The following is a 13,520-nucleotide window of genomic DNA, read 5'->3' as shown; positions in this document are numbered from 1 at the left end:
GAGCACGACGATGGAGGAAGCAGTCATGAAGCCGTTCGACATCCCCACCGAGCCGCGTGTCACGGAGATGGCCTGGCCCACGCGCATCGTCTTCGGCGCGGGCGCACTCCAGCGGCTGCCCGCACAGGCGCAGCGCCTGAAGATGAAGCGCCCGCTGCTCGTGACGGACGCCGGCGTGGTGAAGGCGGGGCTGGCCGCGCGCGTGCAGGAGGTGCTCAAGGGCGCCGGCCTGGAGTGCGCCGTCTTCGACCGCGTGGAGCCCAACCCCACCGAGCGCGACGTCTTCGCCGGCCTGGAGGCCTACCGCAAGGGCGGCTGTGACGGCATCGTCGCCCTGGGCGGTGGCAGCGCCCTGGACGCGGGCAAGCTGGTGCAGTTGATGACCACGCACGAGCCGCCGCTCAGCCGCTACGACGACGCCAAGGGTGGGGACCAGTTCGTGAACGACGACCTGCCGCCGCTCATCGCGATTCCCACCACCGCGGGCACCGGCTCGGAGGTGGGGCGCTCGGGCGTGGTGACGCTGGAGGACACGGGCCGCAAGACGGTCATCTTCAGCCCGCACCTGCTGCCTCGCGCGGCCATCTGCGACCCGGAGCTGACGCTGGGGCTGCCTCCCGGCGTTACCGCGGCCACGGGCATGGATGCCTTCACCCACTGCCTGGAGGCGTACCTGGCCAACGGCTTCCACCCACTGGCGGACGCGGTGGCCATCGACGGCATCCACCGCGTGGGGCGCTCGCTGGTGACGGCGGTGCGCGAGGGCAGCAACCTGGCCGCGCGCACGGACATGATGGTGGCGGCCATGGAGGGCGCCATGGCCTTCCAGAAGGGCCTGGGCGCCTGCCACGCACTGGCACACGCGCTCACGCCCATCTCCGGCGTGCACCACGGCCTGTCCAACGCCATCGTCCTGCCGGTGGTGATGGAGTTCAACCGCGCGGTCTGCACGGCGCGGCTGGCCCGCGTGGCAGTGGCCATGGGTGACACGTCCAACGCGCGCGAGGAGGTGCTCGCCAGCAACGCCATCGACCGGGTGCGCCGGCTCAACGCGGCCGTCGGCATCCCCGCGCGGCTGCGCGACGCGGGCGTCCAGGAGAAGGACCTGCCGAAGATTGCCGACAAGGCCTTCCAGGACGCCTCGCACCTGAGCAACCCGCGCAAGGTGACCGAGGCCGACCTGCTGGCCATGGCCCGCGAGGCCTTCTAGCCGCGGGCCCCGCGTGCTCCGGGGGAGGCCCTGTCCCTGCCTCCCCCGGTGCTGCTCAGGGCGTCTCTTCCGAGCCCGGCGGCGCTCCCAGGGTGCCGCCGTCCGGGAGCACCGGGGCGCCCGCGCCGTTGCCGTTCCCGTTGGTGCCGGCATCCACCTCGCCCTGCGCACCCACCACCGCGCCCGTCACGGTCGGCGCGGCCTCCTCGGGACTGAACTCCAGCGTCTCCACGAACACGCGGCCGGGCAGGCGCAGGTCCATGGCGTTGATGCGCTCCTGGCCTCGCAAGTCATAGAGCTGCTGCGCCACCGGGCCCGCGGGGATGCGCTCGTCGGAGAAGAAGATGTACATCCGCACCTTCCCCTCCTGGACGGGGATGCGGAAGCTCGTGTTGGCCACAGGCCTGTTCGCGTCACACCGGATGGAGCGGTTCTCCCGCGTGAGCGTGAGCTGCCGGATGACCCCCTTCTCGGACACCGTGTAGAGCATGCAGTAGGGGAGCTGGCCGTCCGAGGGGACCACCTCCACCGTCGCGGCACCTGTCTTCCGCAGCTGGGCGCGCGTGGGCCTGTCCGACTTCTTCCCGTCGCAGCTCGTCCACAGCGCTACCGCTACCATTGCCAGAAACCCACACCAGCGCTTCATGTGTCCCTCCCGAGGGGCGTGGAAGAACGACCGTCTGCGTGTTCAGCCTACTTCGGAGCCTTGGACCTGGGGGAAGTTACGGCGACTCCATCGGCACCATTCTCGCGGTGCAACGACCGCCAGTGCACACCGGGACGATGCGGCTCCTGGGGGGCGCGCAGGGGGGAAGGGCGCAGGGCTCACCGCGCTCCACGCAGGCGCGCTCACTCGCGAGCAGCCCCTGGGCCTCCCTTGCCGTCACCACGCGGCCGGTGCACAGCGTGGGGCAGCACTCGCCCTCGGGCATGTTGGTGACGGCGCAGTCGGCGTCGCTCCGGCACTCCGCCTCGGCGACGGGGCCGGCATCCGTGACGGCCGGAGCGGGGGGCGCCAGCTCGCCGCCGGCCTCGGGAGAAGCCGCATCCGTGGGCCGCTGGGTGGGCTCCACCGAGCGCGCACAGCCGAGGCACAGCAGCAAGGAACAGAGCAGGAGGGAAGGGCGCATGGGGCGCATCGTGGCCTGTCTTGCCTCCGCTGTCCTCGTGAGACCTCCGGAGCGGGCCGCCGCTGCACCCTGCCTGGACACTTCCGTGCGCCGGGCAGGGCGAGGGCCTTCAGGGGCTCACGGGCAGCCGGAGCTGACCAGGAGCGCGTCGTACGCCATCCACCCGTTGCGCTTGGTGCCCGTGGCGGCGATGACGTAGCCGTAGATGAACTTCATCGTCCCCGACTGCTGGCGGTAGCGGCCCGTGCTGTCCTGGACCCAGAGCGGGATGTCGATGGACGGCGGGCCGTCATCGGTGGGCACGTCCAGGCGCTGGAACTTCGTGCCCGCCGGGAAGTGGTCCACCGCGGGGCCTCCCAGGGCGAAGCCCGGTACGTTGAAGATGAGGTTGACCGAGCGCAGGCCATTGGCGCGCACCAGCGGCAGGTAGTCGCCCGCGCGCTCGTGGGTCGCCGTGCTGTCGTAGACCACCTTCTTGAGCTCGAGCACGGGGTCGTGCGAGTTGCGCACGGCGTAGCAGCCCAGCTTCGCCAGGCCCGCGCCCAGCGCCGAGACGTGGCCGACCTTCTGCTCGAAGGACGTCCGCCCGAGGATGGCGGACATGGGCAGCCACCCGGCGCTCGAGTTGGAGGTCGACACCGCGAAGGCATGCAGCTCCCCCGCGAAGGTGCGCGTCTGGCCGTAGTTGAAGGCGGCGCTCGTCCGCGTGTTGGTGCCCACCACCGTGCCGTTGCCGTCCCGGATGGGAACGCCCGTCACCAGGCCCCAGTTGTCGTCGGCCGGGTCGTTCGTGGGGACGCGGTTGCCGCCCGGGTCCTGCAGCTTGCAGTTGTACGGGCTCTCCAGACAGTACGTGCCATTCACGCCCGAGTAGGCGGCCTGCTCCTGGTGCGTGAGTGCCTCGCCAGGGGCCGTGCCTTCGTCCAGGGCGCCCTCGCCCCCGCACGCGGCAGAGAGCAAGGTAGTGGTGCAAATCGCGGAAATAAGGTTTCTCATCACTTTATTGGATGATGAGGAAAGCGTGCTGTCAACGGACTCTGGGAGGGGTGTTCAGAACACGGAGAGGCCTGTCAGCGTGGTGAACTGGTCCAGGGCGTCCACGCCCGCCACGGAGTTGCCGCGTGCGTCGAGCCCGGGGCTCCAGACGCACAGGCCGCAGCGGTTGGGGATGATGGCGATGATGCCTCCGCCCACGCCGCTCTTGCCGGGCAGGCCGACGCGGTAGGCGAACTCTCCCGCGGCGTCGTAGGTGCCACAGGTGAGCATCACCGCGTTGACCTGCTTGGCCTGGCTCCGGGTGAGGAGCCTGTCGCCTCCGGCGCGCTCGCCGTGGCGGGCGAGGAAGCCGCAGGCGCGGGCGAGGTCCGCGCAGCTCATGGCCAGCGAGCACTGCCAGAAGTAGTGCTCCAGCACGCGCGGGACAGGGTTCTCGATGTTGCCGTAGCTCGCCATGAAGTGGGCGAGGGCGGAGTTGCGGTGGCCGTGCTCGGCCTCGGACGCGGCGACGACGGGGTCGAAGTCCACGTCCGGGTTGCCGCTCTCCGCGCGGAGGAAGTCGCGCAGCACGCCGCGGGCGTCACCGGTGAGGCCGAGCAGCCGGTCGGTGATGACGAGCGCACCCGCGTTGATGAAGGGGTTGCGGGGGATGCCCTGCTCGTACTCGAGCTGGACCAGGGAGTTGAAGGGATTGCCCGAGGGCTCCTTGCCCACCCGGCGCCAGAGGGTGTCCCCGTCCCTGGCGAGCGTGAGGGCCAGGGTGAAGACCTTGGAGATGCTCTGGATGGAGAAGGGCACCCGCCAGTCGCCCACGCCGAACAGCTGGCCGTCCACGGTGGCCAGCGCCATGCCGAAGCGGCCCGGGTCCACCGCCGCCAGGGCCGGAATGTAGTTGGCCACCCGCCCCTGTCCGATGGAGGGCCGGACCGCGGCCATCACCTCGGTGAGAATCGCCTGATAGTCCATGCGCGCCCATCCACCTCGGCGGCCCATGTTAGCCGGGGTGGACGGGCGTGGGGCCGCGCGCTCAGGCCCGCTTGCGGCGGGAGACGAGCACGGCCACCAGGAACAGCAGCGTCGCGGACGAGGCCGCGCCGCCCTGGCTGGACGCGCAGCCACAGCCACTGTCCGGCGGCAGGATGACCGGCCGCTGCTGCCGGGCGGTGACGGTGACGTCGAGGACGAGGTCCGCGCTGCCGCCGTCGTCATCCGTCACCCGGACGCGGACGGGGAAGTGGCCATCCGTGCTCGCCTCGGTCTGCCAGGTGTAGAGGCCCTCAGGTGTGACGGCGCCGGGGCCCTCCACGAGGCTCCAGGTGAGCGGGTCCCTCTCGCCCGCCACGTCCGTGGCCGCCAGCTGGAGCGACAGCGCGTCGCCGCCCCGCGCCGTCTGCGCGGGCACGGGCTCGGGTACCGGGGGCAGGTTGGCCACCTGGACCTCGCGCACGGACTGAGTGAAGGCGCCAACGTCGTCCGTCACGGTGACCTTCACCGTGTACGTGCCGCTGTCCGCGTACGTGTGGGTCGTCTCCGGCCCGGAGGCCGGCGCGCTCCCGTCGCCGAAGTCCCAGGTGAAGGCGAGGGCATCGCGCTCGCCGCTGTCGCTGGCCTGCGCGTGGAAGGTGAGCGCCTGGCCCTCCTCGGCCCGGGCGGGGGCCTCCACCGGCACCAGCACCGGGGCGGCGTTCTGGACCTCCAGCACCACGGACTGCCGAACGGTGTCGATGCCGTCCGTCACCGTCAGCACCGTTTCGTAGGTGCCCTCGTTGGCGTAGGCGTGGGTGGGGCTGGTCTCCTCGGAGGTGGCGCCGTCGCCGAAGTCCCAGGCGAAGGTGAGAGCATCGCCGTTCGCGTCCGCCGCAGTCGTCTGGAAGCGGAGCGCCTCGCCCTCATCGGGACGCTGCGTCTGCGTGGTGAAGGCCACCACGGGCGCGCTGTTGCCCACCCGCAGCGTCACCGTGGCCGGTGCCGAGGTGGCCATGCCGTCCGACACGGTGAACGTGAAGGTAGCGGTGCCCCGGAAGCCCTCGGACGGGGTGAACGTCACCTCGGGCGGAGTGCCCGTGAGAGTGCCCTGCTCGGGCTGCGTGTGGATGGCGAAGGTCAGTGAGTCTCCGTCCGCGTCGGTGCCCGCCAGCGTCAGCGCGGTGGGCTCCGGCTCCACCTGGAGCGTCTGGTCCAGCGCGAGGGGCACGTCATTCACCGGTCGCACCGTGAGGGACACGGTGGCCGTGGACGTGGCCACGCCGTCGGAGACGGTGAAGGTGAAGCTGTCGGTGCCGTGGAAGTCGGCGGCCGGCGTGTACGTCACGTCGGGCGGAGTGCCCGTGAGCGCGCCGTGCTCGGGCTGCGTCGCCACCGTGAAAGTGAGGTCCTGCCCATCCACGTCCGTGCCGCTCAGCGTGAGGGACACGGCGGTGTCCTCGTCCGTCTCGCGCGACTGCGCGGTGGCCACGGGCGCGTCGTTCGAGGGCCGCACCGTCACCGTCACAGTCTCGGGCGCCGACGTGGCGCCCGACGGGTCCATGGCCGTGAAGGTGAAGCTGTCGGTGCCGTGGAAGTCGGCGGCCGGCGTGTACGTCACGTGGGGTGGGGTGCCGCTCAGCGTGCCGCGGGCGGGCGGGGTGGCGAAGGCGAAGGTCAGGCTCCCGCCCTCGACATCCGCGCCGGTGAGGGTGATGGCGCGAGTCGTGTCCTCGTCCGTCTCCACGGCCTGTGCGTGGGCGACGGGGGTGTCATTCACGGGGCGCACCGTGAGGCGGACGGTGGCGGACGCGGACGTCGCGCCCCGAGTGTCCGTGACGGTGAAGGTGAAGCTGTCCTCGCCGTGGAAGTCGGCGGCGGGCGTGTACGTGAGGTCCGGCGCCGAGCCGGTGAGCACGCCATGCGTGGGAGGCGAGCCGAGCGTGAAGGTGAGGTCGTCACCGTCCGTGTCCGTCCCCGAGAGAGTGAGCGCGAGCTGCCTGTCCTCTTCCGTCTCCCGGCTCTGCGCGAGGGCCACCGGCGCGTCGTTCACGGACAGCACCGTCACCGTCACAGTCGCAGGTGCCGAGGTGGCTCCCGAGGCATCCGTCACGGTGAAGGTGAAGCGGTCGGTGCCGTGGAAGTTCGCGGCCGGCGTGTACGTCACGTCCGGTGGCGTACCGGTCAGCGTGCCGCGCTCAGGCATGGAGCCAAGGGCGAAGGTGAGGCCCTGACCGTCCACGTCGGTGCCGGTCAGCGAGAGGGACACGGAAGTGTCCTCGTTCGTCTCCGCCGTCTGCGCGAGGGCCACTGGCGCGTCGTTCCTCGGCCGCACCGTCAGCGACACCGTTGCCGGCGTGGAGGTGGCGCCCCGGCTGTCGCGAACGGTGAAGGTGAAGCTGTCGGCACCATGGAAGTCGCGGGCCGGCAGGTACCTCACGGCGGGCGGAGTGCCGCTCAGCATGCCGTGCGCGGGAGGCTGGCCGATGATGAAGGTGAGCGCGTTGCCCTCCACGTCGGAGCCCGCCAGGGTGATGATTGCCGGAGTGTCCTCGTCCAGCTCGGCCGACACGGCCTGCGCGACCGGGGCATCGTTGATGGGGTTCACGGTGATGTGCACGGTGGCCGCCGGCGATGTGGCTCCCGTCGCGTCCGTCGCGGTGAAGGTGAAGCTGTCGGTGCCATGGAAGTCCGCGGCGGGCTGGTACGTGAGGTCCGGCGCACTGCCGATCAGCATGCCGTGGGCCGGCGGAGTCGCGACCGCGTAGGTCAGCGCCTCGCCCTCCGGGTCCGTACCCGACAGCGTGAAGTTCATGGACGCGTCCTCGTCCAGGCCGATGCCGAAAGGCAGCGCCACGGGCGCGTCATTGACGGGGCGCATGGTGAGGCTCACCGACACCAAGGCCGACCGCTCGCGCCCGTCCGACACCTGGAAGCTGAAGCTGTCGGTGCCGTGGAAGTTCGGGGGCGGGGTGTACCTCACGTCGGGCGGAGTGCCCGTCAGGCTCCCGCGCGAGGGCGGCACGGCGATGATGAAGGTGAGTGCGTCGCCGTCCACGTCCGACCCCCGGAGCACCAGGTCCAGCCCCGTGTCCTCGTCCAGCGAGCCGCTCTGAGCGAGGGCCACCGGCGCGTCGTTCACCGGACGCACCGTCAGCGACACCGTTGCCGGCGCGGAGGTCGCCCCCGAGGCATCCGTCACGGTGAAGGTGAAGCGGTCGGTGCCGTGGAAGTCGGCGGCCGGCGTGTACGTCACGTCGGGCGGCGTGCCGGTCACCGTGCCGTGCGCGGGCTGCGTCGCCACCGCGAAGGTGAGGTACTGGTCATCCAGGTCCGTGCCCGTCAGCGCGAGGAGCACCGGCAAGTCCTCGTTCGTCTCTTGCGACTGGGCAACCGCCACAGGCGCATCGTTCGTAGGCCGCACCGTCAGGGTGACGGTGGCGGGCGCCGAGGTGACTCCCGTCGCGTCCGTCACGGTGAAGGTGAAGCTGTCGGTGCCATGGAAGTTGGCGTCCGGCGTGTACGTGACGTCCGGTGGCGTACCACTCAGCGTGCCCCGCGTGGGCGTGGAGCCGAGAGCAAAGGTGAGGTCCTCCCCATCCACGTCCGTGCCGGCCAGCCTGAGTGACACGGCCGTGTCCTCATCCGTTTCACGCGACTGGGCGGTGGCCACGGGCGTGTCGTTCATCGGCTGCACCGTCACCATCACCGTGGCGGGCGCCGAGGTGGCGCCCGACGAATCGGTGGCCGTGAAGGTGAAGCCGTCGGTGCCGTGGAAGTCGGCGGTCGGGGTGTACGTGACGTCCGGCGGCGTGCCGCTCAGCGTGCCGTGCGCGGGCGGGGCTGCAATCGCGAAGGTGAGGCTTCCGCCCTCGACATCCGAGCCTGCGAGGGTGATGGCGCGAGCCGTGTCCTCGTCCGTCTCCACGGCCTGCGCCTGGGCCTCCGGGCTGTCGTTCACGGGACGCACGGTGAGACGGACGGTGGCGGCCTCGGACGTTGCCCCATGCGCGTCCGTCACGGTGAAGGTGAAGCTGTCCTCGCCATGGAAGTCGGAGGCGGGCGTGTACGTGACGTCCGGCGCCGAGCCGCTGAGCGCGCCATGCGTGGGAGCCGACGCAAGGTTGAAGGTCAGCTCGTCACCGTCCACGTCACGACCCGTGAGCGTGAGCGTGAGCTGCGTGTCCTCGTCCGCCACCCGGCTCTGACCCAGGGCCACCGGGGCATCGTTCACCGGGCGCACCGACAGCGACACCGTTGCCGACGCCGAGGGGAAAACCTGGTCGTCCCTGACGGTGAAGGTGAAGCTGTCGGTGCCATGGAAGCCGGAGGCAGGCGTGTACGTCACGTCGGGCGGCGTGCCGCTCAACGAGCCATGCGCGGGAGGCCGGCCGATGACAAACGTCAGTGCGCTCCCTTCCACATCGGAGCCCGTCAGGGTGATGGCTGCCGGGGTGTCCTCGTCCAGCTCCACCGCCTGGGAGTGGGCCACGGGATGGTCATTGTTGGGCCTCACGGTGATGCGAATGCTGCCGGGCGGCGACGTGGCTCCCGCCGTGTCCGTGGCCGTATAGGTGATGAGGTCGTCACCGTTGAAGTCCGCCGTGGGCGTGTACGTGACGTTCGGCGGCGTGCCGCTCAGCGTGCCATGCGCAGGCGGAGTCGCGACCGCGAAGGTCAGGGCCTCGCCCTCCGGGTCCGTGCCCGACAGCGTGATGTTCACGGGCGCGTCCTCATTCATGAGGATGCTGATGGGATTCGCCCTGGGCGCGTCGTTGACGGGACGGATGGTGAGGCTCACCGTCACGGGGGCGGAGAGCGCGCGGCCGTCCGACACCTGGAAGCTGAAGCTGTCGGTGCCATGCAGGTTCGGGAAGGGGACGTACCTCACGTTGGGCGGAGTGCCCGTCAGGCTGCCGCGCGAGGGCGGCACGGTGGTGTTGAAGGTGAGGATGTCTCCATCCACGTCCGAGGCTCGCAGCACCAGGTCCAGCCGGGTGTCCTCGTCCAGCTCGCCGCTCTGCGCGAGCCCCACAGGCGCGTCATTCACCGGCGCCACGGTGACGGTCACCGTGGCGGGCGCGGAACTGAGACCCGACGAGTCCCTCACGACGAACGTGAAGCGGTCCGAGCCGTGGAAGTCCGGGCCGGGCGTGTACGTGAGGCTCGGGGGCGTGCCGCTCAGGCTGCCATGGGTGGGCCAGGTCGCGACCGCGTATGTCAGCGCTCCGCCGTCCGGATCGACGCCCGAAAGCGTGAGCGCCAGGGCCGTGTCCTCCGGCGTCGTCACCCACCGGGCGATCGCCGTCGGCGCTCCGTTGACGTACCGCACGGTGAGGCTCACCGTGACGCTGGCGGAGGATGCCTGCCCGTCCCGCACCCGGAAGACGAAGTCATCCGGGCCCGAGTAGCCGGTGGCCGGCGTGTACCGCACGCTCGGCGCCGTACCGCTCAGCGTGCCGTGCGCGGGAACCCTATCGATGTGGAAGGTCAGCGCGTCCCCGTCCACGTCCATGCCCTGGAGCACGAGGTCCACGCCCGAGTCCTGGTCCAGCTGGGCGCTCTGCGGAAACGCCACGGGGACGTCGTTCATGGGGTGGATGGTGATGGGCACCCGGACCGGCGCGGACGCGGCCCCCGAGGCGTCCGTCACGATGAACGTGAAGCTGTCAGTGCCGTGGTGGTCGGCGTCGGGCACGTACCGCAGGCTCGCGGGCGTCCCCGTCAACGTGCCGTGCGTGGGCAGCTCCTGCACGGCGAAGGTGAGGGCGTCGTTGTCGGGGTCCGTGCCCTGCAGCGGCGGCAGGTCCACGGCCGAGTCCTCGTTCAGCTGGACGGGTACCGGCACCCCCGTGGGCGGGTCGTTCACCGGCGTCACCGTCACCGACACGGTGGCTGGCGCCGAGCTCTCGCCCCAGGCATCCGTCGCGCGGTAGGTGAAGCTGTCGGGGCCGTGGTAGTTCGCCGAGGGCGTGTACGTGACGTCCGGTGGCGTGCCGCTCAGCGTGCCCTGTCCCGGCGGCGTGACGAGGGTGAAGGTGATTGAGTTGCTGTCCGCGTCCGTGCCCGTGAGGGTGATGGCGGCCGGAGTGTCCTCGGCGGTGGTCAGCGTCCGCGCGGAGACCACGGGCGCGCGGTTGAAGGTGACGCGCCGCGCCCGGATGCGCTCGTTCGGCGTGGCCGTCGCCGAGCTGGTCCGCTGGTACACCAGCATGAACTCGGAGGGCGCATGCGTGGCGGCGGAGGGCAGCGTCTCGTTCTCCGCCGCCGCGGCGATGGCGAAGGGCGCGTCCAGGACGCTCCCAGCGCCCGACAGGCGCGCGCCGTGGATGTCCCGGTTGGTGGAGGTGGTCTGCTCCTCCCAGGCAACGAAGTAGTTCGTGCCGTCCGAGGCCACGGTGGGGTTGCGCTGGGCGATGGCGGTGGTGGCGATGGCCAGGCCCGGGGCGTCCATCACCACGCCCGAGGAGGACACGCGCGTGCCGTAGATGTCCAGTCCGGTTCGCGCATCCTGCCAGACGACGAACCACTCCGACCCCGCGGAGGCCACTACCGGCGCGAGCTGGTCCCCCGGCGCGCCGCTGAGCATGAAGCCCCCCTCGGGCATCACCGTGCCCGTGCGGGACACGCGCGTGCCATAGATGTCCTCGCCGCTCCGGTAGTCCGTCCACGCGACCAGGTAGTCCGTGCCATTGAAGGCGATGGAGGGGCTCCCCTGCCGGAAGTTGTTTCCGGTGGTGAGGTTCGTCCCGGCGCTGGGAGTAACGACGCCCGCCGGGCTGATGCGCGCGCCGAAGATGTCCCACGAGGCCAGGGACAGGGAGCTGCGGCCGTCCTCCCAGACGACGTACCAGTCCGTGCCGTCCGAGGCCAGGGCCGGCCGGCGCATGGCGCTGGACAGCTGCGTGATGGACCAGCCCGAGAGGAACACCCCCGTCCGCGACAGGCGCACGCCGTAGAGGTCCTCGTAGGTCGCATCGAACCGGTTGTCGTCCCAGGCCACCATCCAGTCCGTGCCGTTGGAGGCGACCACCGGGTTGTCCTGCTCACCGCTCACGGTGCACAGCGCCATGCCGGAGGGGTCCAGCACCGTGCCCTGGCTCGTCACCCGGGCGCCGTAGATGTCCGACTGGCCCGCGCGGTTGTCCCGCCAGACGACGAGGTAGTCGGTGCCGTTCCGGGCCACCGACGGGGAGAACTGCTCGTTGTACGCGGTGCTCAGCAGGAGGCCGGGGGTGTCACGGACCACGTTGCTGGTCGTCACGCGCGCGGCATGGACGTCATAGTTGCCGTGCGCCTCGTACCAGACGACGAGCACGTCCCCGCCCGCCGAGGACACCGAGGGCAGGTACTCCGCCCGTCCATCGGCCGACACCGTGACGTATCTCGACGGCGACCCGCTGGAGTCCAGGCTCACGCCCTGGATGTCCGGGAAGCCGTTCTCGGGATCCTCCCAGACCAGGAACCAGCCCGAGCCCAGGGCCGCGACGTCCGGGTAGGTCTGGGCGCCGCTGCCCACCGTGATGCGCTGTCCGTTCGGAGTCGCCACCGTTCCGTCGGACCACACGACGGTGCCGAAGATGTCACCGCCGTTGGAGTCGGCGCGGAGGTCCTCCCAGGCGACGAACCAGGAGGTTGAGTTGTTGGCGACCGCGGCTCTGCGTTGGTCTCCGCCCATCGCGACGAGGGTCCGGGGCGTGGCATCCACCAGCGTGCCCGTCGAGGAGACGCGCGCGCCGCGGATGTCGAAGCCCCGGGCGCTGGTGTAGTCCTGCCAGACGACGAAGTAGTTCGTGCCGTTGAAGGCGACGTCCGGCGACAGCGCCCAGCCCGTCGCGGTGCTGAGCCTCACGGGGCTGCCCACCGGCTGCCCCGTGCTCGACAGCCGGACGCCGTTGATGAGGGAGATGGAGCTGCTGCTGTTGGCCTCGCTCCAGACCACGTACCACCCCGAGCCCGAGGAGGTGACGGCCGGAGAAATCTGGGACCCGGTGGTCGCGGCGATGGCGATGCCCGCGGGGTCCAGCACCTGGCCCGAGACGCTCACCCGCATGCCGTAGATGTCGCTGGCGCTGCTCGTGGTGTCCTCCCACACCACGAGCCACTCGCTCGACGATGCGGCGATTGCCGCGCCACCCTGTGACCGGGCCCCGGGGGAGAGGGTGATGCCGATGGGGTCCAGCACCTGGCCCGAGCTGGAGACCCGCGAGCCGGTGAGGTGCGCGGGGCCGCTCCCGTGGAAGTCGAGCCAGGCGACGAGCCACGTGGAGCCGAGGGCAGACACCACCGGGGCCATCTGGTCATCGAGCTGTGGGCCCAGCACCGGCGAGTCCATGCCGAACTCGGGGGTGATGAACGGGTCGAGCACCGCGGGGTACGCGGAGCCGTCCAGCACACCGGCGGGGACGCGAAGCTGGATGCGGCCCTCGGAGAAGCTCGCGCTCAGCGAGGTGCGCTGGCCCCGGCCGTCCACCCAGGTGGCGTGGCCGTAGCGGAAGCCCAGGCCCGTCTTCGCGTCGGAGAAGTGCAGGCCCGTCCCGGTGACGCCCCGGTAGGTGAGGCCCTCCACCGGAATCTCCACCAGCAGGTCCCCGGCGCCGGCGGGCGCGCGCTCGAAGGCCCAGGACTGCTCGACGCCGTCGTCGCCGTTGCGCAGGTGCTCGGTGACGTCACCTCGCGCGAGGGTCAGGTGGCCATCCTGCTCGACCTGGCCCTTCGCCGCGTCGGCGCCCAGGCGCCGCGCGCCGCGCGTCAGGCGGGGCGTCCCCAGCGTGAGGGGGGCGCCTTCGAGCGTCGAGGCGGGAGCGCCGGCCTTGCCGGAGACGCCCGGCCGGGGCGCGGCCTTCGCATCGCGGAGGTGGTGGTAGGGCGTGAGGGTGAGGCCCTGCGCGCCGGAGCGGACCGTGTACGTGGCGTGGCCGCCGCTCCAGGCCTCCTTGTCGGGACGGAAGGCGAAGTGCACCTGGCGGATGACGGCGCCCACGTCGAAGGGGGCGCTCTCCGGACGGGGTGTCTGGGCTTCTGGAACGGCGGGTGCCGGGGGCTCGCTCGCGGCGGGGGCCGGCGCGTCGCGGGTGCAGGCGACGGCCAGGGTCAGCGCGAGCAGACAGCTGATTCGGAACGGCGGAGCGAACAGGGACGAGGCGGAAGCGCGCACGAGGCTTTTCTCGGATGGCCGATGCAAGAGGCGGCCGGGCGGGTGCCCGGCAATGACGGAGCCG

The 13,520-nt window shown here is 71.2% G+C and carries 6 protein-coding genes; 1 reads left to right on the top strand and 5 read right to left on the bottom strand.

Going from position 1 to position 13,520, the window contains the following annotated elements; all coding sequences use genetic code 11:
• Positions 1 to 25: 25 nt before the first annotated feature.
• Positions 26 to 1,210, top strand: coding sequence for an iron-containing alcohol dehydrogenase (locus tag LXT23_RS47855; protein ID WP_253987272.1), 1,185 nt, complete (start codon positions 26 to 28; stop codon positions 1,208 to 1,210).
• 55 nt (positions 1,211 to 1,265) lie between these two features.
• Here LXT23_RS47855 and LXT23_RS47850 read toward each other — a convergent pair whose 3' ends face one another.
• The 5 genes from LXT23_RS47850 to LXT23_RS47830 form a co-directional block, all read right to left on the bottom strand.
• Positions 1,266 to 1,856, bottom strand: coding sequence for a hypothetical protein (locus tag LXT23_RS47850; RefSeq protein WP_253987244.1), 591 nt, complete (start codon positions 1,854 to 1,856; stop codon positions 1,266 to 1,268).
• 76 nt (positions 1,857 to 1,932) lie between these two features.
• Positions 1,933 to 2,340, bottom strand: coding sequence for a hypothetical protein (locus tag LXT23_RS47845; protein WP_253987243.1), 408 nt, complete (start codon positions 2,338 to 2,340; stop codon positions 1,933 to 1,935).
• Between the two features lie 117 nt (positions 2,341 to 2,457).
• Positions 2,458 to 3,336 (bottom strand): hypothetical protein, encoded by an 879-nt coding sequence (locus LXT23_RS47840; RefSeq protein WP_253987242.1) that lies wholly within the window; start codon positions 3,334 to 3,336, stop codon positions 2,458 to 2,460.
• 54 nt (positions 3,337 to 3,390) lie between these two features.
• Entirely contained in the window at positions 3,391 to 4,302 is a 912-nt protein-coding gene (locus LXT23_RS47835; protein ID WP_253987241.1) for a glutaminase, read from the bottom strand.
• A gap of 61 nt (positions 4,303 to 4,363) precedes the next feature.
• A complete protein-coding gene (locus tag LXT23_RS47830) occupies positions 4,364 to 13,456 on the bottom strand; it encodes an Ig-like domain-containing protein (RefSeq protein WP_253987240.1) in 9,093 nt (3,030 codons plus the stop codon).
• Between the last annotated feature and the right edge of the window lie 64 nt (positions 13,457 to 13,520).

Origin of the sequence: Pyxidicoccus xibeiensis (assembly GCF_024198175.1) — a bacterium.
Taxonomy (GTDB): domain Bacteria; phylum Myxococcota; class Myxococcia; order Myxococcales; family Myxococcaceae; genus Myxococcus; species Myxococcus xibeiensis.
Note: the sequence above shows the minus strand (reverse complement) of the source record. Positions and strands in the feature narration are given on the sequence as shown.